Genomic DNA, 21,044 nt, shown 5'->3' with positions numbered 1-21,044 from the left:
ATGTACAAGCTTACCGTTGACAACCTGCACAAGAAGTTCGGCGACAACGAGGTGTTGAAGGGCGTGTCGATGAAGGCGAAGGCCGGCGACGTGATCAGCATCATCGGCTCGAGCGGCTCCGGCAAGAGCACGTTCCTGCGCTGCATCAACTTCCTCGAGCAGCCGTGCTCGGGGCAGATCACGATCGGCAGCGAGCCGATCCAGACCACGCGCGACCGCAACGGCTCGCTGCGCGTGGCCGACCAGAAGCAGCTGCAGCGGATGCGCACCAAGCTGTCGATGGTGTTCCAGCACTTCAACCTGTGGGCGCACATGACGGTGCTCGAGAACGTGATCGAAGCGCCGATGGCCGTGCTCGGGATCGGCAAGGACGAAGCGATCGCCCGCGCACGCAAGTACCTGGAGAAGGTCGGGCTCGCGCCGCGCGTCGAGGGCATGTATCCGTCTCACCTGTCGGGCGGCCAGCAGCAGCGCGTGGCCATTGCGCGCGCGCTCGCGATGGAGCCGGAGGTGATGCTGTTCGACGAGCCGACGTCGGCGCTCGATCCGGAGCTGGTGGGCGAAGTGCTGAAGGTGATGCAGAAGCTCGCCGAGGAAGGCCGCACGATGGTCGTCGTCACGCACGAGATGGGCTTCGCGCGCAACGTGTCGAATCACGTGATCTTCCTGCATCAGGGAAAGATCGAGGAGGAAGGGAATCCGCAGGAGATTCTCGTGAATCCGAAGAGCGAACGGCTCGGGCAGTTCCTGTCGGGGCGGCTGAAGTAAGCAGGCGGGCGGTGGTGCAGGGTGGAACGCTAAATGCTTGTCACGCGGAATCCTTTCGATGAAGGAGCACCGCGATGAGCGAGCAGACCACCACCGCTTTTTCCCATGTGAAGCCGCAGGACACCGCGTATCGCGGCGAAGGCCTGCGCGACTTCTTCCTGTATCGCGATCTCGGCATCGCGGCTGCGACGAACGGCAAGGTCGTCGCGCAGCTTGTCAGGGCGAATCATGCACCGGAGGCGGGCACCGGCTGGCACCGTCACGAGGCCGAGTTCCATATCGTGATCATGCTGAAGGGCTGGGCGCGCTTCATGTACGGCGAACAGGAGACGCTGGTGGCGGCCGGCGACTGCGTGCATCAGGCGCCGGGGATCGTCCACTACCTGTTCGACTACTCGCCTGACATGGAATACCTGGAGATCGTCGGGCCCGCCGATTTCAAGTCGATCGACGTCGACGGGCCGTGCGCGGTGCCACCGCCGACGCCGTGGGGGGAAGCGGGCGCGTAGCTGCCCGGTTGCCCTGGGCGCGCGTCACGCGCACGCCTGCATCGGACCGCCTTCGGGCGGTTTTTTTGTTGAGCGCTTCCCGGAAGCTTCCGTGCGTACCGATCACGCCTGCTGCATGTTTTCCCTTTCCCGGAAACATTCTTTCGAATTCCGAACGGTTGGGAAGCTGAAGATCCGGAAAGAAAAGAAAGACATTCGTCAGTTTCGAGGCGCTGGCCGTGCCGCGATGTCAAAGATCGTCAATTGCGCGGGGTGGCGGTGCACGGCTTGCCGACGGCCGGCGTTAAGGAGGTACCAGCCGGATCGCCGGTTGACCTTACCCGGGAGAGTTTCATGAAGCGCATCGCGAAGATCCTGACGGCTACCGCAGTGGCATGTGCGGTTCTTGTTCCGGCGCTTGCCGAAGCGCATTCGCATCGTGTGTGCCACGTCGATCATCACCACCATCGCGTGTGCCGCTGGGTGCGGTAAGCGCGAATTATCCGGGGCGACCCGGAATGCATTCTTCAGTCAGGCAAATCAGGAGAGGACCATGAAAAAAACGATGTTGATCGCCGCGCTGGTCGCCGGCATGGGTGTGTCGATCGGTGCGTTCGCGCAGGTTCCGGCCAGCGCGCCGGCCGGCACGACCGGTCTGTGCAAGGACGGCTCGTTCTACTCGGGCGCGTCGAAGAAGGGCGCATGCGCGGGCCACAAGGGCGTGAAGACCTGGTACGGCGCATCGGCCACCGCGGCGGCGAGCGCACCGGCCGCGGCGCCGGCCATGGCGGCTTCCGCTACGCCGGCATCGGGCACCGCTCCCGCGAAGAGCGCCGCCGCGACGACCGCGGCCGCAGCGCCGGGCGGCGGCGCGGGCAAGGTGTGGGCGAACGACAGCACGAAGGTCTACCACTGCTCGACCGACAAGTACTACGGCAAGACGAAGCACGGCAGCTACATGTCGGAAGCCGACGCGAAGGCGAAGGGCTACCACGCGTCGCACGGCAAGGCCTGCTCGTAACGCGCAGGGCCGGCGCGCGAGTGCATGCACGCGCGCGTCGGCCGGACGCAGCCGCCAACGTCGCCCCGCCTCTGCGGCGGGGCGCTGCATTTGTGCCGCCAACCGCGCTCAGTGCGCGTGATGCGAGCGTGTTTCCGCCGCCGCGTCGCTCCCGGTGGCGCGCGCATCGAGCAGTGCACGCAGCGTGACGTAGTGGGTGCCGTCCGTATCGCCTTCCGCGCCCGCGGTGCGATCGTACGGCTCGTTGTCATGGATCGTCGCCCGCACGATCGGATAGATCTGCGTTTCCCACCGGCTGCCGTTGAACACGCCGTAGTGCCCCACACCCGTCTGGACGTGGTGCGTCTTCAGATACGGCGGCAACCCCGAACACAGCTCCTGCGCGGCCACCGTCTGGCCCACCGCGCAGATATCGTCCTTCTCGCCTTCGATCGTCAACAGCGCGGTGCGATGAATCGCCGCCGGTTCGACGAGCCGGTCGCCGACCGTCAGCTCGCCGCGCGCGAGCGCGTATTGCTGGAACACCTTCTCGACCGTTTCCAGGTAGAACTCCGCGGTGAGGTCGGCCGTCGCGAAATATTCGTCGTAGAAGTGCCGCAGCGTGTCCGCTTTCGCGGGATCGCCTTTCGCGCGCTCGTAATACAGGTCGGCGAACGACGCCGCGTGCCGGTCCGGGTTCATCGACATGAACGCGCCGACCTGCACGAAGCCCGGATACACGCACCGCTGCGCGCCGACGAAACCGGGCGGCACGACGCTGATCAGGTTGCGCGCGAACCATTCGATCGGCTGGCTCGTCGCGAGCGCATTGACCTTGGTCGGATTCACGCGGCAGTCGATCGGGCCGGCCATCAGCGTCAGGCTCGCGGGCTGCGCCGGATCGCTGCCTGCCGCCATCAGCGCGACCGCCGCGAGTGCGGCGACGGTCGGCTGGCAGATCGCGAGCACGTGCGCGTCCGGGCCGATCTGGCGGATGAAGTCGATCACGTGCGCGACGTATTCGTCGAAGCCGAAGCGCCCGGCCGTCAACGGAATGTCGCGCGGGTTGTGCCAGTCGGTGATGTACACGTCGTGATCGGCCAGCATCGTGCGCACCGTGCCGCGCAGCAGCGTCGCGAAATGCCCGGACATCGGCGCGACGATCAGCACGCGCGGCTGGCGCGCGACCGGCCGCGCCTTGCGGAAATGCAGCAGCGTCGCGAACGGCGTGACGGCCGCCGCTTCCTCGACGATCGGCACCGTGTCGCCGTCGACGACGATCGATTCGATCCCGAACGGCGGACGCCGGTGCGAGAACGCGCAGCACTCGAGCAGTTCGCACAGCGCGTCGAGCATGCGGCCGGTCGGCGTCGACGTCGCGGGCGGCCACAGCGACATCGTCGCGCGCGTGGTGGCCGCCCATGCACGCGCCGGGCGCAGGCATTCCGCAGACCATTGATAAAACGGATAGGCAAGCAGGTTCATGACCGTCGCTCGTTGCGCCGCGATGCAGGGAACGAGGCAAGCCGTGTGCCAGCGTGCGGCTGGCACGCGCGTTGCACGCAGTTCGGGAACGCGGCGGCGCAGGCGGCACGTGACGACGGACGGGGGCAGGAGACATGCTGCCGAACCGGTTCCGCGCATGACTCATGGCGCGCCACCGTGCGGCACTGCGCCAGTTCGGCGAATGGGCCGCACAGGCATGGTGCGGGTAACGGCGTGACGCGTCCGTTTCGGTGCAGGGGCACGAACGGCAACCAGCAGGGGAGCGACATGGAATCCACCGGACAGACGACGCTGACCATCAGCAGCCGCAATTACTCGTCGTGGTCGATGCGCGGCTGGCTGCTCGCGAAGCTGAGCGGGCTCGTGTTCGAGACGGTCAGCGTGCCGATCGATGCCGCGTCGCGCGCGGAGCTGCTGCTGCTGTCGCCGTCGATTCTCGTGCCGTGCCTGACGCACGACGGCAACACGGTGTGGGACACGCTCGCGATCGCCGAATACCTGAACGAGATCCGGCCGCAGGCGCGGCTGCTGCCCGAGAACCGGCGCGCGCGCGCCCACTGCCGGTCGATCTGCGGCGAGATGCATTCCGGTTTCAGCGCGTTGCGATCCGCGCTGCCGATGAACCTGCGCGCGCATTTCCCCGGCTTCCGGATCTGGTCGCGCGCGCAGCACGACATCGAGCGGATCGTGACGATCTGGCGCGAGTGCCTGGCCGCGTACGGCGGCCCCTGGTTGTTCGGCGCGGAGATCGGGATTGCCGACGCGATGTATGCGCCCGTCGTCACGCGCTTCCTGACCTACGACGTGAAGCTGGAGCCCGATATCGCCGAGTACTGCATGCAGGTGCTCGCGCATCCGTTCGTGGCGGAGTGGATCGATGCGGCGAAGGCCGAGCACGAAGACATCGACGAACTCGACATGGAGTTCTGACGCGCGGGATCGCCCGTCGCTTTCAATTGCACTACACGCACCGGCATCGAAACGAACGTTTCGATCTGGCCGCGTAACGCGCAAACGTTTTACCTTGATTTCGGTTCGACGCGAGGACGAATGCCCTAAAGGATGTTGAGCGCGATGACGTAAACGAGTCACGGGGACGACTCGCGATCGCACGCTTCCGACGTGCGACGCGCAGTCCGCAACAATCAGCGCAGCAGGGGAATCGACTTGAATCGTCAGCAATCGTGGACGCGTACGGCGGCGCCCGGGGAAATCATTTATTCCGAGGGTTTTGCGGGCGAGCCCGTCATCTTTCTGATCACCGACGGCAAGGTCGAACTGTCCACGCGATGCGACGACAAGCGCGTCGTCGTCGCGACGCTCGGTCGGGGCGAGTTCTTCGGTGAATCGGCGTTGCTCGCGGCCGAGCCGCGTGCCCATACCGCGAAGGCGCTTTCATTCTGCCAGCTGACGGTCGTGCCGGCCGGCATGCTCGACGAGGAAATCGAGCGTGTGTCGGCGCTGCTGCGTCATATCGTGCGCACGATGATCCGCCGCGTGAAGCGCAAGGACGACCAGCTCGCGACCTACACGCATGCCGACTTCATGCCGGGCGTGCTGTCGTATGCGCATGTGCTGGCGCTGATGGCGGGCGCCGACGCGCGCGACGCCGGCGACTCATGGACGCGCCGGCCGATGCAGGCGCATGCGGCCGAAACGTCGGTGCCGCTCGCCGAAGTGATCCGCAAATGCCGCGCGATCGCCGGCCACTCGCGGCCGCACGTGCTCGCGATGCTGCGACGCATGGAGAAGCTCAATCTCGTCACGATCGAAGCGGCGCAGGCGGACCACGCCGGCGGGGCGACCGATTATGCGGCGTCGTCGGATGCGCGCCAGGTCGTCACGTTCGACGCCGCGCGCGTGATCGATCGCGCGCAGCAGGTGGCCGATCACGATCTCGACCTGTCGATCAACAGCGAACTCGAGCTCATCGAGCTCGCCGATCTCGAATCGCTGATCGGCGTCGAGAAGACGATGCTGCTCAACAAGCTGTCGAACGGCGAGATTGCCGACGAAGTGTTCGCGTTCCGCAAATCGAAGGTGCTCAGTTACGTCGAACAGAAGGGCGTCGCGTACTTCTCGCGGCGCAATGCGCGTCGCGGAGGCGACGTGCGCGCGCTGGAGGATCTCGTGTGGATCGACCCGCGCACGCTGTTCGACGTCATCAGCGCGTTCGACACCTACGATCTCGCGAAGCTGATCGCGAATCTCGACGATCGCGCGGTGGCCGACAAGCTGTTCTCCGTGATGACCGAGGCGCGGCGCAACGAGGTGTCGTGGGTGATGCGTCGCGAGCTCAAGCTCGATCCGGTCGAGATCGAGGACATCGAGCGGCGCGTGCTGGATGCCGTTCGCGCGGCGAAGGCGCCGGCGGCGGGCACCGCGCCCGTCACATCGGCATCGGATGCATGACCAAGGGGGCGCGCATGGATCTGTTGACCCTGGCCGGTGTGGTGCTTGGCGGCGCGGCGATCGTGTTCGGCTTCGCGCTCGAAGGCGGGCATTTCCCGATGCTGTTCCAGTTCGAGGCGCTTGTCATCGTGCTCGGCGGCACGCTCGGCGCGGTGATGATCCAGAACACCTGGGCACGCTTCTTCGACGCGGTGAAACAGTTGCGGCTCGCGTTCGTGCGGGCGCGCGAGGTCGATCGCAAGAACCTGTCCGACCTGCTCGAATGGGGCGACCGCGCGAAGCTCGACGGGCTGCTCGCGTTCGAATCGATGGACGTGAGCGGCATCCATCCGTTCGCGCGCCGCGGGCTCGAACTGCTGGCGAACGGCGTGTCGACCGCCGTGCTCGAGGACGCGTTGCAGCGCGAACTCGATGCCTACGAACGCAGCCGCCTGGCGGCCGCGCGCGTGTGGCAGCAGGCGGGCGGATATGCGCCGACGTTCGGCATTCTCGGGTCGGTGCTCGGGCTCGTGCAGGTGACGAGCCACATCCTCGAACCGGCGCAGCTCGGGCCGGGCATCGCGGTCGCGTTCATCGCGACGCTGTACGGGCTGGCGTTCGCGAACCTCGTGTTCCTGCCGCTTTACGGCAAGCTGCGCGCGCAGATCGATAGCGAGCTGCGGTTTCGCAAGCTGTATCTCGACGGTTTCCTGGCGATATCGCGCAAGGAATCGCCGCATACGATCGAAACGCGCCTGACCGGCGACGTGCGCGGGCGCGCGGTGGAATCGCTTGCGTGACGCGCGTGTGTCGGACGATCAACCCGGATTCCCAACAACATGACTGCTCGAACTGACGGTGCTTCCGCCGTCGATCGCGACGACGAGCTCGAAGGCGCGCAGTCCGGCCGCTGGCTGATTTCGTACGCGGATCTCATCACGACGCTGATGGTGCTGTTTCTCGCGCTGTACGTGCTCCAGCTCGCGAAATACAACGCGCTCGACGCGCGGTACCAGACGCTTGCGCGGCAGGCGGGTGGTGCCGCGAGCGCTGCCGATGCGGCTGCGCCCGACCGTGCGCCGCCGTGGCTCGCGTTGCTCGATTCGTTGAAGTCGAACGGCCGGATTTCGCTCGTGAAGGCGCCGCATGGTGTCGAGATCGGCATCGACGCGAAGATCCTGTTCAACGTCGGCGATGCGCGCTTGCTGCCTGATTCGTCGCCGGTGCTGAACCAGATTGCGCAGGCACTGAGCGAGCACGCGACCGGCGACATCCTCGTCGAAGGACATACCGACAGCCTGCCGATCGCGAACGCGAAATACGAATCGAACTGGGAGCTGTCGTCCGCGCGTGCGGGGAGCGTCGTGCGCTACCTGACCGAGCGCGGCGTGGCGCCGCATCGCCTGGCGGCGATCGGGCGGGCCGATACGCAGCCGCTCGTCGCGGGCGACGATGCGGCTTCGCGGGCGCGGAATCGGCGTGTCACGATCTTCGTCGCATACTGATCTGCGCTGATCGCGAGTCGACAGGCGGCCGGTTATGCCCGCCTGACAACGACATAACGAATCTCGCATGATGAACATCTGAAATCCGCGATGCGGTTCCGCGCGTGCATGCCGATAACCCAAACTGGCTCAGACAGAGCGGTTATCGAGGGTTCCCCATGCATTTCTGGCGCAAGCTTTCCATTCAGAACAAGCTGATTCTCAGCATGACGAGTTGCCTGCTCGTGTTCGTCGCGATCTCGAGCGGACTCAGCATCCGTCTGATCGGCAACGCGGTGCGCGACCGTGTCGTCCGCGAGGAGCTGCCGACGGCCGTGAACGGCATCCGCGCCGACGTGCAGCGGCAGATGGCCGGGCCGATCGCCGCGTCGCGGATTCTCGCGCGCGACGCGTTCCTGCTGCAATGGGAAGCCGACGGCGAACCCGACGCCGGCACGCGCAACTGGATCCAGCTCGCGAAGAACGTGAAGGACGAGCAGAAGGCCGCGTCGGTGCAGTGGGTGTCCGTGAAGAGCGGCAACTACTACAACGAATCCGGCCTGCAGCGGAAGGTGACCGACAAGGATCAGTGGCTGACCGGCTTCCTGTCGTCCGGCAAGGCGTTCGACGTGAACATGGATCGCGAGGTGACGGTCGGCGGCTACATGATGTTCATCAACAGCCGCGTCGAGCTCGACGGCGTGCCGATCGGCGCGGCCTGCATGAGCCTGTCCGTCGATGCGCTCGCGAAGGGGATCGCCGCCTACCGGATCGGCGAGACCGGGTTCGCGTATCTCGTGCGTCCCGACGGCGCGATCATGATGCATCGCGATTCGTCGCTGATCGACGGCAAGCATTTCATGAAGGACCAGCAGGGGTTGCCCGGCGATGCGTCGTCGACGCTGCTGGCCGGCAAGCCGTATGCGTACCTGAGCTACGACGGCGACGGCGGCGCGCGTTTCATCGCGACGTCGTTCATTCCGGAGCTGAACGCGTATGTCGTCGTCGAGGTGCCGCAGGCCGAACTGCTCGGTCCGGTGACACGCGCGATCCGCAGCGCGGCGCTGGTCGCGGCGGTGGTGGGCCTCGCGGTCGCGCTGCTCGTGATCTGGCTGGTGGGCCGCGCGATTGCCGCGCCGATCCGCCGCGCGGCGACGCTGCTGTCGGAGATCGCCAGCGGCCAGGGCGACCTAACGCGCCGGATGACGGTCGAGAGCCAGGACGAAATCGGGCAGTTGTCGGATGCGTTCAACCGGTTCGTGTCGTCGCTGTCGACGCTGGTGCACAGCATTCGCGCGGCGTCCGCGTCGATTGCCACGGGGTCGGCGCAGATTGCGTCGGGGAATGCCGATCTGAGCGAACGTACCGAAGGGCAGTCGAGCAACCTGGAGCGGACGGCTTCGTCGATGGAAGAGATCACGGCCGTGGTGCGCAACAACACCGAGACGGCCACGACGGCCGCGAAGATGATCAACGGCGCGTCGGATACGGCGGCGCGCGGCGGGCAGGTGGTGGGTGAGGTCGTGACGACGATGGAGCAGATCAGCAACGCGTCGCAGCGGATCTCCGAGATCATCGTCATGATCGACAGCATCTCGTTCCAGACGAACATTCTCGCGCTGAATGCGGCCGTCGAGGCGGCGCGGGCGGGGGAGCAGGGGCGCGGGTTTGCGGTGGTGGCTTCGGAAGTGCGGAATCTGGCGCAGCGCAGCGCGCAGGCGGCCAAGGAGATCAAGGCGCTGATCGAGCACAGCGCGGGCACGGTGAATACCGGATCGCGGCTGGTCAGCGAGGCGGGGAAGGTGATGAGCGATGTCGTGTCGCAGGTGCAGGGCGTGAGCGCGATGATGAGCGAGATCGCCGAAGCCAGCCTGGAGCAGAGCGCCGGGATCGACCAGATCGGCGATGCGGTGCAGTCATTGGATCAGATGACGCAGCAGAATGCGGCTTTGGTCGAGGAAAGCGCGGCGGCGGCGGCGAGCTTGAAACAGCAGGCGGCGGAGCTGACGAGGCTCGTGTCGGCTTTCAAGGTGGATGAATAAAGGCTGATTCGCGTTTTAGAATGGAGCGTGTCTGAGGGACGGCTGCCGTGGGTTCACGGCAGCCGTTATGCATGTCGGTGCGGGATTCGGTGACGTCCATAAAAATGAAGCGTTTTTCCAGGTGGAAGATCGGGGTGGGGGCGGTGGTGCTCGTTGCGGTGATCGCCGGTGTGGGGGCGAAGGTGATTGCGTCGCCGACCGATTCCTACCTGGCGTATCGGAAGCACGCTGTCGACGCGATCGAGGCGGCCAAACCGGACGACAAGGCGGAACTGGACAGGAAGTACACGTCGGAGGTGAATGCGCGGCTGGCCAGGCTTGTCGGGAAGGTCAGGGCGAGAGGCTTTTCCGCGACGGCGGGGAGCACCGTCGACGGTCTCTCCATCGACGACGGGATGACGCCCGGGCCGGATGGACTGTTCCTGAAGTCGGGTGACGGCAAGGTGAACCTCGTCGTGACGACGGTTCCGCTTTTGACGGCCTGGGCCAGGACGGCGGATGCGGGGATCAGGTCGACGGATGATGTCGCGTCGATTTTCGATAACGCGACGTTTTACACCGACGTGTTCGGCCACGACGCCGCGGCATTCCGGTTCGCCGAATTGCCGGTGAAGCGGAAGCCGGCCGATGCGGTGGTGAAGGCGTTGTTGCTCGGGGAAAGCCAGGACGGGATGCCGGACGGCCCGAATACGCTGGCCGTGTCGATCAGGCAGGGCGCGCGGATTTATATCCTGTGGCGGGACGCGACATTGCCGAAGATCGTCGCCTGCAGTGCGGAGCACGTGCCAGAGGAACAGCGGCCAGCCTGCTTCGCGCAGCAATTGCCCAAACAGCGGCGCTTTTCGCGGTTTCTTTCCGAAGCGCAAGCGATGGTCGATGCCGTCGTTCAATAGGACGGAATGCGATTGCCTCGGAATCGCGAGGCGATCGGATTCGCCCGCTTTTTGACACGTTCGACAGCACCGGAAGCATCGCCGACAATCGGCGACTGAAGATCAGGCAGCCATCGATGTCGAATACCGCTTCGTCGCCGGGTACTTCAGTTTCCCTTTTCTGTGCCCAGCTTCGTCAGCCATGACCATTGCCTTCGAGTCCCCCGATCAGCCTGACGTGATCGCCCTCATCGCCGATCTCGATGCGTATCAGGACACCCTGTACCCGCCCGAGAGCCGGCACGCTCTGGATATCGCGTCGCTGAATCAATCCAATGTGCTGTTTGCCGTCGCGCGGGATAGCGACGGCAAGGCGATCGGTTGCGGCGCGGTTGTCCTCAACCCCGAATTCGGCGAACTGAAGCGGATGTACGTCAGCCCGCAAGGTCGCGGGCAGGGTGTCGCGAGAAAACTCATGGCGCTGCTCGAGTCACGGGCGATCGATCTCGGTTGCACGTTGCTCACGCTCGAAACCGGACCCTATCAACACGAGGCGCTGGCTTTATATGCATCCGCGGGGTATCAGCGCCGCGGGCCGTTCGGCGGTTACACGAACGACCCGTTGAGCGTGTTCATGCAAAAACCCATCGCGGCTTGAGCGTTCGGTTCGCACGGTCAGGTCATGGCGACCTGTAGGGTCGCATCGCTTTGTCCGAAAAACGGGGCGCCAGCGGAAACAGTTACAAGTTAGCAGTTGACGCGCGCCGGCCCGGCGGTTAGTGTACGCATCGAAGTCCAAGAAGTCCGATTGCTGTTCATCAATTGCTCGCTCTCCGCAGCGGTATTCGTTGTCCTCTCCCTCCTTGACGCTTCACGCGCTCTTCAACAGCGCACATCTCTCTATTTTTTTCTCAAGGAATCTTCATGGATACCGGTATCGTCAAGTGGTTCAACGACAGCAAGGGTTTTGGCTTCATCACGCCGGATAACGGCGGCGACGACCTGTTCGCCCATTTCTCCGAAATTCGTGCCGACGGCTTCAAGACGCTGGCTGAAAACCAGAAAGTGAGCTTCGAAACGAAGCAGGGCCCGAAGGGTCTGCAAGCGGCCAACATCAAGCCGCTGTAAAGTTTGAAGGGCCCGGCCTCCCACGACGGACGCCGGGTCGCAGCGACACCCCCACGGAGCTTCGTCTCCTGAAGTTGGCGCGATTGCTCTTAGCTGCATCTGTTCATTCAGCAGCTCGCCAAGCGCCACACGCCTCGTTGCACTTCATTCCCCCCTCCGGCAGCAACGCCGCACTTTCGCTTTCCGAAAGCTTCAGATTCAGCTGGCAATGGCTTTGAATCGGCGCGTCCGTGCATATTGCGCACGGCATGCGCGCACTCGAACATGACTAAAATTAAAAATGCAAAACAAACGAATTCAACAATACAACGGCTATGCCGTCCAACCCTCGGCGCATCGTTTGCCCGACGGTAGTTTTTCATCCAACCTGGTGCTCGAACGTACCGACAGCACACCCGCGGAAGGCCGCTACCAGTTCTATTCGCTCGATTACTTCGCGAGCGAAGCGCAGGCACTGCGGCACTCGGCCCGCTGGGCACGGCGCTGGATCGACACACGCGGTTAACGGTAACGCCGCGGTAGCCGACACCCCGCGCAGATGAGTCACCCGGGCGCGCACGACAATGCGCGTCCAACCCTTGCGCGCGATCGATTCGTTACGCTTCGATTCGATCGGCGCGCCACGCTCTCCCGGTTCCGAAGCCGGCCAGTCGCCGAGCATGGTCGGCGAACACTTGAACGCGCTCGTTCAACGCGAGGTCACGCGTACAGGTGCTCGTCGCCGCGCATCATTCGTGCGAAGATTGACCGCACATCACACTCGCCTGCCCGAGAACGACGTGACCTCATTCAACCCCGAGCGCAAACCGGACACCGCCCCCCCGCCCTGGATGCCCGTCGCGATGGCGGAACTCGGCATCCGCCGCCATCCGCCCGGCAGCGTCAATCCGCGCATCGTCGAATACAACAACCAGACGAACCTGGTCGGCTACGATGACAAGATTTCCTGGTGCTCGTCGTTCGTCAACTGGTGCATGACGCACGCCGGCATTCGCGGCACGGGCTCCGCGCTCGCGCGTTCGTGGCTCGAATGGGGCCGGCCGCTGGAGCGCCCTGTGTACGGCTGCATCGCGATCCTGACGCGCGACGATCCCGCGAGCTGGAAAGGGCATGTCGGTTTCTACCTGCGTCACGACGACGAGCACGTACATCTGTTCGGCGGCAATCAACTGGAAGAGGTGCGCGAACTCGCGTACCCGTTGAACGAAGTGATCGGCTACCGCTGGCCCCACGCCGTCTGACCAACCGCTGCAGCGCAAACAAAACTTCGAACATCGCTTTTCAAGCGGCGGCTGATCCGTCGCACACGCCGCATCGATCCACGCGGAGCCCGCCGACGCGCTCGTCGCACGGTCGCCGATCTCCGCCCTGACAAGGAGCCTGTTGTGCAAACCGGAAATCTCCGTCTCTATGCGGATACGCAATACGCGAGCCCTTACGCGATGTCGGTGTTCGTCGCCCTCGAGGAAAAAGGGCTGACCTACGAACGGGTGACCGTCGATCTCGGCAACCGCGCGCATTTCGCACCCGACTACGCGGCGACGTCGCTGACGCAACGCGTACCGACGCTCGTGCACGACGATTTCGCGCTGTCGGAATCGTCGGCGATCACCGAGTATCTCGACGAGATCTTCCCGGGCACACGGCTCTATCCAGCCGATCCGCGCCAGCGCGCGCAGGCGCGACAGGTGCAGGCGTGGCTGCGCAGCGACCTGATGGCGATCCGCACGGAACGGTCGACCGAAGTGCTGTTCTACGGGCCGTCGAGCGAGCCGCTGTCGAGCCTGGCGCAGGCGGCCGCGCAGAAGCTGTTCGCGGCCGCCGGCAAGCTGCTCGCACCGGGGGCGGCAAACCTGTTCGGCGAGTGGAGTATCGCGGATGTCGACCTCGCGGTGATGCTGAACCGTCTGGTGCTGAATGACGATCCGGTGCCGCAGCGCCTCGCCGACTATGCGCGTGTGCAGTGGGAGCGGCCGTCGGTGCAGCGCTGGGTGAAGCTGAAGCGGCCGCCGCTGTAATCCGCGGGTGCAAGGCGCGCGGCAGCGGCATGAAAAAACGTGTGCCGGCTGCCGGCGCGCCGCGTTTCAGATCGTCCCGCATGCAACCAAAGTCGGCGTGCTAGAGTTAGCCGGCATTCCTCCTCACCTGAATCCTCCCGAACCGCCATGAGCTATCTTCCCCAACTCGCCGCAGTCGGCGGCGTGATGTTGCTGGCGTGCGTCAGCCCCGGCCCCGACCTGATCGCTGTTTCGTCCCATGCGCTCGGCAATCGCCGTGCGGGTTTGCTGGCCGCGTTGGGCATTGCGTCGTCGCATGCCGTGTGGGCGGCGATGGCGATTTTCGGGCTCGGGCTGATCGTCGCGAAGCTCGCGTGGCTGTACGAGGCGATCCGCATCGCCGGTGCGGCTTACCTGATTTACCTGGGCATCAGGACGCTGTCGGGCCTGCGCCAGTCGGCAAGGCAGGCTGAAGCGGCAAGCCAGCCGTTCGTTCGCGGCGGCGTGCACGCATACCGGAAAGGGCTGCTGGTCGGCCTGACCAACCCGAAAGCCGCGGCGTTCTTCGGCAGCCTGTTCGTCACGCTGCTGCCCGCGCATGCGCCGGCATGGGTGCATGGCGCGACGCTGGCCGTGGTCGTCGCCGTATCGCTGACGTGGTTCTGCACGGTGGCCGTGCTGTTCTCGACGAACCGCGTGCAGACGGGTTACGCGAAACTGCGCAAGCCGATCGATGCGGTGATGGGGACGATCCTGTTGGGGCTCGGCGCGAAGCTGGCGCTGGATCGGTAACGCTGCGATGAACGTGCTCGGCCCGATCCTCATCGGGCTCCTGCTGGCTGCCGGCGTGTTCGCTGCGATCCGGTTCTGGCACAAGCGCATCACGCGTATCGTCACCGTCATCGCGGGGCTGGGCATTGCGTGGCTGGCGGTTTACCTGATCGCGTTGTCGTCGGTCAGATGTCTGGGGTCGTGCGGTTGACGAGCGGGACGCCGGCAAGTGTCGAGGCCGGCGTCGTATCGTGATCACGTTCAGTTCTTCGCCACCGCCTCCACCGTCGGCCCACCCGTCGCGTCGTTCCTGCTCCACCCGCCCCCAAGCGACCGATAAAGCGCGACCGCCGCGAGCGCATGCTCGCGCCTGACCTGGTTGAGCGAATCCGAATCGCGCAGATACACCTCCTGCGCCGACAGCACATCCAGAAAATCCGTCGCGCCACCCTTGTAGAGCTGATTCGCCAGCCCGAGCGCCTTGTCCGACGCAGCGAGCGCACTGTCGAGCCGCCGCGTCGCCTCGTCGGCGCTGACGAGATTCGCGCGTGCATCCTCGACTTCCCGCAACGCCTGCAGCATCGTCTGCCGTAACCCGAGTTCCGACTCGCGCATCCGGCTTTCGCTCTGCGAGATATCGGCCGTAATCCGCCCCGCATTGAAGATCGGGCTCGTCGCACTCAACGCCGCGCTGAACAGGTTGTCGGTCAACGTCGGCAACCCGAGATAGGAAGCCGCGAGAATCCCGTCCGTCAGGTTCAACGAAAACTTCGGATACCGCTCGGCCTTCGCCACGCCGACTTGCGCCGCCCGCCGCTCGACCTGCGCATACGCAGTCAGCACATCGGGCCGTCGCAGCAACGCCTGCGAAGGCAACGTACCGGGCGCGCCGGCCGGCGGCGCGGGAATGTCGCCGGCCTGCGCGAGCACGAGCCGATCGACCGATTCCGGCGTGCGCCCCGAATACACGGCAATGAGATTGAGCTGATGCGAGATCTGCGCCTGCGTCGGCGGAATCCGCGCTTCGAGCGCGTCGAGCTGGTTCTGCGCACGCGTGACGTCGAGTTCCGTCGACAGCCCGAACGCCTGTCGCTTGTGCGTGAGTTCGAGCGCATGCTGCCGGATCTTCGCGTTGTCCTGAAGGATCTTCAGTTCCTGCTGTGCCCAGCGCAGATCGACATACGCGGACGCCGCATCCGCTGCGAGCGCGAGCCGCATCGCGTCTTCCGCATGCTTCTGGCCGACGAGTTCCGCCTGCGCGGCGAGCAGGTCGAGCCGTTCGCCGCCGAATACGTCGGGCGACCAGCTCAGCGCGAGCCCCGCGCCGGCCTGCCGCACGTAGCCGAGCGGCGGTGGCGTGTTCTGGCGTGCGTCGGCCGCATGCGCGGTCGCGTCGAGTTCGGGCAGCAGCACCGCGCGCTTCTGCACGGTCAGCGCCTGCGCCTGCTTCACGCGTTCGGCGGCGGCCTGCAGATCGGGGTTGCCGTCGAGCACGGCCGCGATCAGCCGGTCGAGCACGGGATCGTGGAATTGCGCCCACCAGGCGGCGGCGTCGATGTCCGCGCGCGGCACGTCGGTATCCCATGCGGCGGGGGCGAGCGTCTGGACGGATTCGGACAGCGCCGGATGCTGCGCGGGCTGCACCGCGCACCCGGCGGCGAATGCGCTGACAGCCAGCGCGACGAGTAGCTTTTTCATGATGATGACCCTGGCCTCAGTGCGCGTCCGGCGGCGGCGCGTTCAACGTAATGGGTTTGGAAAACACGACGGCAAACAGCGCGACGACGAAACACAGCGACAGCACGTAATACGCATCCGCATAAGTGAGCGTCAGCGCTTCGCGATAGATCAGCCGATGCAGGTTCGCGAGCCCGGCCTGCGCGGTATTCAGCGTATTGCCGGCCACCGAGCCCCAGTAAGCCGCCTGTCGATCGAGCAGCGACGCGATCTGCGGTTCGCCGGCGCTCACGTGCTCGTTCAGCCGCAGGTAGTGAAAATTCAGCCGGTCGTTGAGCATCGTCGCGCTTACCGCGATGCCGATCGCGCCGCCGAGATTGCGCATCAGGTTGAACAGGCCGCTCGCCGATTTCAGCCGCGACTGCGGCAGCGAGCCGAGCGCCATCGTCACGATCGGCGGCACGCTGAACTGCTGGCCGATGCCGCGCAGCGCCTGCGGCAGCAGCAATTCGCGCCAGCCCCAGTCGTGCGTGATCGGCGTGTACAGGTAGCAGCCGAGTCCGAAACAGATCAACCCGAACACGAGCAACGCACGCAGGCTGAAGAAGCGCGCGGCGAACGCATACGCGCAGAGCGCGATCAACTGGAACGCACCGACCGACAGCAGCGCGATGCCGATCTGCAGCGAGCTGAACGCGCGCACCTGCGCGAGAAACAGCGGCGTCAGGAACACGGTCACGAAGATCCCGATGCCGGTCACGAACGACAGCAGGCTGCCGATCCCGAAGTTGCGCACGGCGAGCGCGCGCAGGTCGACGATCGGATCTTTGGCGGTCAGCGCGTGCACGAGGAACAGGAAGCCGCAGATGCCGGAGATCCACGCGCAGATCACGATCGCATCGTCGCCGAACCAGTTCTTGCGGGGGCCTTCCTCCAGCACGTATTCGAGGCAGCCGAGGAAACCCGACATCAGCACGATGCCGAGGTAGTCGCCGCGCTTGATGAGGCTGAGATCGGGTTCGTCGATATGCACGTAGCGCGGCACGAGTGCGGCCACCGCGATGCCCGGTACGAGGTTCAGGTAGAACAGCCAATGCCACGACCATTGATCGGTGATCCAGCCGCCGATCACGGGGCCGATCGCCGGAGCGAGCGACGCGAGCGCGCCGATGGTCGTCGACGCGATCAGCCGCTGCCTGCCCGGGAACAGCACGAACGCGGTGGTGAACACGGTCGGGATCATCGCGGCGCCGAGCGCGCCTTGCAGCCCGCGAAACAGGATCATCGAGTTGATGTCCCACGCGAGCCCGCACAGCATGCTCGTGATCGTGAAGCCGACGGCCGACGCGACGAACAGCCAGCGCGTCGACATCACCTTCGACAGCCAGCCCGACATCGGGATCACGATGATCTCGGCGATCAGGTAGGCCGTCTGCACCCACGACAATTCGTCCTGGCTGGCGGACAGGCCGCCGCCGATGTCGCGCAGCGACGACGCGACGATCTGGATGTCGAGCGTCGCCATGAAGAAGCCGACGCACATCAGCGCGAAGGCGAAAACGCGCTGCTTCGTCGGTTGCGACGCCGGGTCGCCGGAAAACGCGGTGGTCATCGTCGTCTCCCGTTCAGCTCGCGCGGCCGGTATGCACGGTCACGACCGCGGACAGGCCGGGGCGCAGCACGTGCTCGAGGCCCGGCTGCGGATCGAGATGCACGCGCACGGGCACGCGCTGGACGATCTTCGTGAAGTTGCCGGTCGCGTTCTCGGGCGGCAGCACGCTGAAGGTCGCGCCGGTCGCGGGCGCGAGGCTGTCGACGCGGCCGTGCAGGCGCGTGCTCGACGCATCGAGCGACACGTCGACGCGATCGCCCGCGTGCATCTTGCGCAGCTGGTCTTCCTTGAAGTTCGCGTCGATCCACAGTCCGGAAGCCGGCACGATCGTCAGCAGCGGCACGCCGACGTTCGCGAGCATCCCGACGCGGCCCGTGCGATTGCCGACGTAACCGTCGACCGGCGAGCGGATCGTCGTGTATTCGACGTTGAGCGCGGCGACGCGCTGCGCGGCGAGCGCGGTGTTCACGCGCGCCCGCGCGTCGGCGAGCTGCGCGCCGAGCACGTCGAGCTGCCGCTTCGACGCGAGCAGCGCGGCGTCGCTGCGTTCGACGGCGGCGCCGGCCTTCGAGTAATCGGCGTCCGCGCGTTCGACGATCTGGTTCGACACCGCGTCGGATTTCACGAGCTCGCGGTAGCGCACACGATCCGATGCGGCGCGCGTCAGCTCGGCCGACGAAGCGTTCTTGTCCGCTGCGTGCTGTCCGATCACCGCATATTGCAGTTGCTGCTTCGCCTCGAGTTCGGTCACGGCGGAGCGCGCGCTGTCGACTTCGGCGCTGGCCTGCGCGAGCTTCGCGTCGTAGTCGCGCGCATCGAGCTGCACGAGCACGTCGCCGGCCTTCACGCGCTGGTTGTCGGTCACGAGGATCTTGTCGACGAAGCCGTTGACCTTCGGCGCGAGCACCGTCACGTCGCCGCCGACATAGGCATCGTCGGTGCTTTCCTGGAAGCGCAGCACGAACAGCCAGTCGAGCGCGGCGGCGGCCACGACGACGACGACGGCACCCACCGCGATGCGCATCCACGGCACGCGGCGCTGTTGCTTCGCGGGTTGGTCGGTTGTGGCTGCTTCGCGTGACGCGGCAGCGGCTTGGGTCGTTTCCATCGATTCACCTATGTATATGCACGTATCAAAACGAAAGACGGCGTGCCGTCCGTCGGGGAAGTCGTCAATCAGCGTTCCGGCAGGTTGTGCGTGATCCGGAACAATTCGTCTCTGAGGCGGGCCGCCTGCGCCGACCCGAAACACCGCTCGAATGCTTCCTGCGCGGCGAGCCAGTGCACGTGCGCATCGGCGACCTTGGTTTCGCCGTGCGCGGTGAGCGCGAACGTCTGGCCGCGGCACGGCGGCTCGATCCGGCCCGCCACCAGCGCCGCGCCGACGAGCGGCTTGAGCGCGCGCAGCAGCGCGGTGCGTTCGATCACCAGCATGCTCGACAAGGTCGCCATCGTCAGGCCGGGCTGGTCGCGCAGCAGCGCGAGAATGCTGTATTGCGATGGCGTGACACCCGCGCGTGACAGATAGCGCTCGTAGAACTGCGAGATTCGCCGGGCGGCTTGCCGGACCGCAAAGCAATCGTCGTCGGTGAGCGTGGTCTTGTGCATGTGCACATGTTAGGGCGCGGGATCGCGTGAAGCGATGGGCGGGGCGGGATCAGATTGGTGTCGTGGCTGTACCAATCGGCTGCAACGAGGCGCGTTCGCGCGCCCGGTCAGGCCGCGGCGGGAACGATCCAGCCTTCGCGGTCGCAGTAGGCGGCCGTGTAGTCGATGAACGCCTTGACCTTCGCGGGCAGCAGCGCGCGGTTCGCGTACGCGAGCTTGATCTCGACGGATGCGTCGACGAGGTCGGCGTCGGGCAGCAGCTGCACGAGCGCGCCCGACGCGAGTTCGGCCTGGACGAGCGTTTTCGGGACGACGCCGATGCCGAAGTCGTGCATCACCATTTCGCGGTTGAAGACGGGGCTGTTCGACGAGATGTCGAAGCGGAACGGCACGGTCAGCAGGTCGCCGTCGATGCGGAACGACAGGGCGGGGCGGCGCAGCGAAGGCGAGATCGGCACGAACGGGTGATCGGCCAGGTCGGCCGGTGTCTCGGGGCGCGCATGCGCTTGCAGATACGCGGGCGTCGCGACGATCACGACCGGAATGCGTTCGATCAGCCGCACGACGGTCGATTCGCTCGTCAGCATGTACGGCACGACGATGCCGATGTCGTAGCCTTCGCCGACGAGATCGACCGGGCGCTCGGTCAGCGTCACGTCGAGGCGCACCTTCGGGTGCGCGGCCTTGAAGCCGGCGATCAGCGGCACCAGCCGGTTCAGCGCGGCCGTCGTGTGCGCGACGAGCCGCAACAGGCCTTCGGGCTCGCGTGTCGGCGCCTGCGCTTCCGCTTCGAGCGAGTCGAGCTCGTCCAGCACGGCCGCGCAGCGCTCGTAGATGCGCTCGGCGGTTTCGGTCAGCGACACCTGGCGCGTGGTCCGGTGCAGCAGCCGGCTGCCGAAGCGCGCTTCGAGATCCGCGACCGCGCGCGACACGACGGGCCGGGCGAGGCCGAGCATGTCGGCTGCGCGCGTGAAGCTGCGCAGCTCCACCACCGACCGGAAGATCCTCAGCTTGTCGATGTAGTCCATGTCCGTCTCCTTGACGCGCGGGCCGGCCACCGGCCTGGTTACGGCGGAGTGTACATTGACTTTATGCATATGCACATATAAATTGCGAGGCATGAACGACACCTCGATTGCCCAGGCGTGCAACTGTCTCGCGCTGCGTCAGGCGGCGCGCTTCGTCACGCAACTGTACGAACGCCATCTGGCCCCGGTTGGCGTCACGCCCGCCCAGTTCTCGATCATGTCGAACCTGACGCGCAGGCCCGGCCTGCTGATGAGCGAACTCGCCGATCGCCTCGTGATGGATCGCACGACCCTGTTGCGCGCGCTGAAGCCGCTGCAGCGCGACGGCTTCGTCGCGACGGCCGCGTCCGAGCACGATGCGCGTGCGCATGCGTTGAGCCTCACGAAGCCGGGCGAGCGCACGTTCGCGCGGGCGCTGGTTGCGTGGCAGGCCGCGCAGGACGAATTCGAGACGCAGTTCGGACGCGACCGCGCGAAGGCGCTGCGCGACGAGCTGTTCAGCGTGACCGCGGAACGCTAGACGAACCGGCGGCAAACTGGAGCGAAATTCGATCCATTGCCCACTTCGGTGGCGCTACAACGCTGAAATTGGTTTTTTAAACTGTCCGGATCGACGTGGATCTGGACAGTTTTTATTTCCAGTTGTAGAGTCCCCTGACGGATTTCACGGGC

24 protein-coding genes are annotated in these 21,044 nt (G+C 65.6%); 18 read left to right on the top strand and 6 right to left on the bottom strand.

Going from position 1 to position 21,044, the window contains the following annotated elements; all coding sequences use genetic code 11:
* The 4 genes from FOZ70_RS12665 to FOZ70_RS12650 all read left to right on the top strand — a co-directional run bounded on the left by FOZ70_RS12665 (nt 1) and on the right by FOZ70_RS12650 (nt 2,277).
* Complete coding sequence (locus tag FOZ70_RS12665) at nt 1-768, top strand: ATP-binding cassette domain-containing protein (RefSeq protein WP_042973307.1); 768 nt, start codon at nt 1-3, stop codon at nt 766-768.
* Between the two features lie 74 nt (nt 769-842).
* Nucleotides 843-1,277, top strand: coding sequence for a cupin domain-containing protein (locus tag FOZ70_RS12660; protein ID WP_021157328.1), 435 nt, complete (start codon nt 843-845; stop codon nt 1,275-1,277).
* A 333-nt stretch (nt 1,278-1,610) separates the two neighbouring features.
* Entirely contained in the window at nt 1,611-1,748 is a 138-nt protein-coding gene (locus FOZ70_RS12655; protein WP_021157327.1) for an HHHH-motif protein, read from the top strand.
* A 61-nt stretch (nt 1,749-1,809) separates the two neighbouring features.
* Entirely contained in the window at nt 1,810-2,277 is a 468-nt protein-coding gene (locus FOZ70_RS12650) for a hypothetical protein (RefSeq protein ID WP_219705981.1), read from the top strand.
* A 108-nt stretch (nt 2,278-2,385) separates the two neighbouring features.
* Here the strand turns inward: FOZ70_RS12650 and phaZ are convergent, their stop codons facing one another.
* The gene (gene phaZ / locus FOZ70_RS12645) at nt 2,386-3,741 is read right to left on the bottom strand and encodes a polyhydroxyalkanoate depolymerase (RefSeq protein WP_059859293.1); all 1,356 of its coding nucleotides are present in this window, start codon (nt 3,739-3,741) and stop codon (nt 2,386-2,388) included.
* Between the two features lie 288 nt (nt 3,742-4,029).
* Here phaZ and FOZ70_RS12640 point away from each other — a divergent pair, with 288 nt between their 5' ends.
* The 13 genes from FOZ70_RS12640 (at nt 4,030) to FOZ70_RS12580 (ending at nt 14,658) form a co-directional block, all read left to right on the top strand.
* Nucleotides 4,030-4,692 carry a glutathione S-transferase family protein gene (locus FOZ70_RS12640; protein WP_021157324.1) on the top strand — a complete coding sequence of 221 codons (663 nt, stop codon included), beginning with the start codon at nt 4,030-4,032 and terminating at the stop codon, nt 4,690-4,692.
* Between the two features lie 237 nt (nt 4,693-4,929).
* A complete protein-coding gene (locus tag FOZ70_RS12635; RefSeq protein ID WP_219705979.1) occupies nt 4,930-6,174 on the top strand; it encodes a cyclic nucleotide-binding domain-containing protein in 1,245 nt (414 codons plus the stop codon).
* 14 nt (nt 6,175-6,188) lie between these two features.
* The gene (locus tag FOZ70_RS12630; protein ID WP_021157322.1) at nt 6,189-6,953 is read left to right on the top strand and encodes a flagellar motor protein; all 765 of its coding nucleotides are present in this window, start codon (nt 6,189-6,191) and stop codon (nt 6,951-6,953) included.
* A 39-nt stretch (nt 6,954-6,992) separates the two neighbouring features.
* On the top strand, nt 6,993-7,658 hold the full coding sequence (locus tag FOZ70_RS12625) for an OmpA family protein (protein ID WP_219705977.1): 666 nt from the start codon (nt 6,993-6,995) through the stop codon (nt 7,656-7,658).
* A 158-nt stretch (nt 7,659-7,816) separates the two neighbouring features.
* Entirely contained in the window at nt 7,817-9,679 is a 1,863-nt protein-coding gene (locus tag FOZ70_RS12620) for a methyl-accepting chemotaxis protein (protein WP_048022416.1), read from the top strand.
* Nucleotides 9,680-9,783: 104 nt separating this feature from the next.
* A complete protein-coding gene (locus FOZ70_RS12615) occupies nt 9,784-10,572 on the top strand; it encodes a hypothetical protein (protein WP_104766472.1) in 789 nt (262 codons plus the stop codon).
* 181 nt (nt 10,573-10,753) lie between these two features.
* Nucleotides 10,754-11,209 (top strand): GNAT family N-acetyltransferase, encoded by a 456-nt coding sequence (locus FOZ70_RS12610; protein ID WP_059591647.1) that lies wholly within the window; start codon nt 10,754-10,756, stop codon nt 11,207-11,209.
* A gap of 266 nt (nt 11,210-11,475) precedes the next feature.
* Nucleotides 11,476-11,679: a cold-shock protein gene (locus tag FOZ70_RS12605; protein ID WP_006485974.1), complete on the top strand. Its 204-nt coding sequence runs from the start codon at nt 11,476-11,478 to the stop codon at nt 11,677-11,679.
* Between the two features lie 280 nt (nt 11,680-11,959).
* Nucleotides 11,960-12,184: a hypothetical protein gene (locus tag FOZ70_RS12600; RefSeq protein WP_021157316.1), complete on the top strand. Its 225-nt coding sequence runs from the start codon at nt 11,960-11,962 to the stop codon at nt 12,182-12,184.
* Between the two features lie 325 nt (nt 12,185-12,509).
* A complete protein-coding gene (locus FOZ70_RS12595; RefSeq protein ID WP_048022468.1) occupies nt 12,510-12,920 on the top strand; it encodes a TIGR02594 family protein in 411 nt (136 codons plus the stop codon).
* Between the two features lie 144 nt (nt 12,921-13,064).
* Nucleotides 13,065-13,697: a glutathione transferase gene (gene yfcF / locus FOZ70_RS12590; protein ID WP_219705976.1), complete on the top strand. Its 633-nt coding sequence runs from the start codon at nt 13,065-13,067 to the stop codon at nt 13,695-13,697.
* Between the two features lie 147 nt (nt 13,698-13,844).
* Nucleotides 13,845-14,468: a LysE family transporter gene (locus FOZ70_RS12585; RefSeq protein WP_219705974.1), complete on the top strand. Its 624-nt coding sequence runs from the start codon at nt 13,845-13,847 to the stop codon at nt 14,466-14,468.
* 7 nt (nt 14,469-14,475) lie between these two features.
* The gene (locus FOZ70_RS12580; RefSeq protein WP_021157313.1) at nt 14,476-14,658 is read left to right on the top strand and encodes a hypothetical protein; all 183 of its coding nucleotides are present in this window, start codon (nt 14,476-14,478) and stop codon (nt 14,656-14,658) included.
* Nucleotides 14,659-14,708: 50 nt separating this feature from the next.
* Here the strand turns inward: FOZ70_RS12580 and FOZ70_RS12575 are convergent, their stop codons facing one another.
* From FOZ70_RS12575 to FOZ70_RS12555, 5 genes are all read right to left on the bottom strand, one after another.
* Complete coding sequence (locus tag FOZ70_RS12575) at nt 14,709-16,145, bottom strand: efflux transporter outer membrane subunit (protein WP_219705972.1); 1,437 nt, start codon at nt 16,143-16,145, stop codon at nt 14,709-14,711.
* Nucleotides 16,146-16,161: 16 nt separating this feature from the next.
* On the bottom strand, nt 16,162-17,736 hold the full coding sequence (locus tag FOZ70_RS12570) for a DHA2 family efflux MFS transporter permease subunit (protein ID WP_059484128.1): 1,575 nt from the start codon (nt 17,734-17,736) through the stop codon (nt 16,162-16,164).
* A gap of 13 nt (nt 17,737-17,749) precedes the next feature.
* Nucleotides 17,750-18,844, bottom strand: coding sequence for an HlyD family secretion protein (locus FOZ70_RS12565; RefSeq protein ID WP_059493614.1), 1,095 nt, complete (start codon nt 18,842-18,844; stop codon nt 17,750-17,752).
* Between the two features lie 68 nt (nt 18,845-18,912).
* Nucleotides 18,913-19,344, bottom strand: coding sequence for a MarR family winged helix-turn-helix transcriptional regulator (locus FOZ70_RS12560; RefSeq protein WP_042973299.1), 432 nt, complete (start codon nt 19,342-19,344; stop codon nt 18,913-18,915).
* A gap of 107 nt (nt 19,345-19,451) precedes the next feature.
* On the bottom strand, nt 19,452-20,372 hold the full coding sequence (locus FOZ70_RS12555; RefSeq protein WP_021157308.1) for a LysR family transcriptional regulator: 921 nt from the start codon (nt 20,370-20,372) through the stop codon (nt 19,452-19,454).
* A 91-nt stretch (nt 20,373-20,463) separates the two neighbouring features.
* On the opposite strand from FOZ70_RS12555, the gene FOZ70_RS12550 reads away from it, so the two are divergent.
* Nucleotides 20,464-20,892, top strand: coding sequence for a MarR family winged helix-turn-helix transcriptional regulator (locus tag FOZ70_RS12550; RefSeq protein ID WP_021157307.1), 429 nt, complete (start codon nt 20,464-20,466; stop codon nt 20,890-20,892).
* Nucleotides 20,893-21,044 lie beyond the last annotated feature (152 nt).

Origin of the sequence: Burkholderia sp. COPS, from assembly GCF_019425585.1 — a bacterium.
GTDB lineage: Bacteria > Pseudomonadota > Gammaproteobacteria > Burkholderiales > Burkholderiaceae > Burkholderia > Burkholderia cepacia.
The sequence above is the reverse complement of the archived record's forward strand: the minus strand, read 5'-3'. Positions and strand labels throughout refer to the sequence as shown.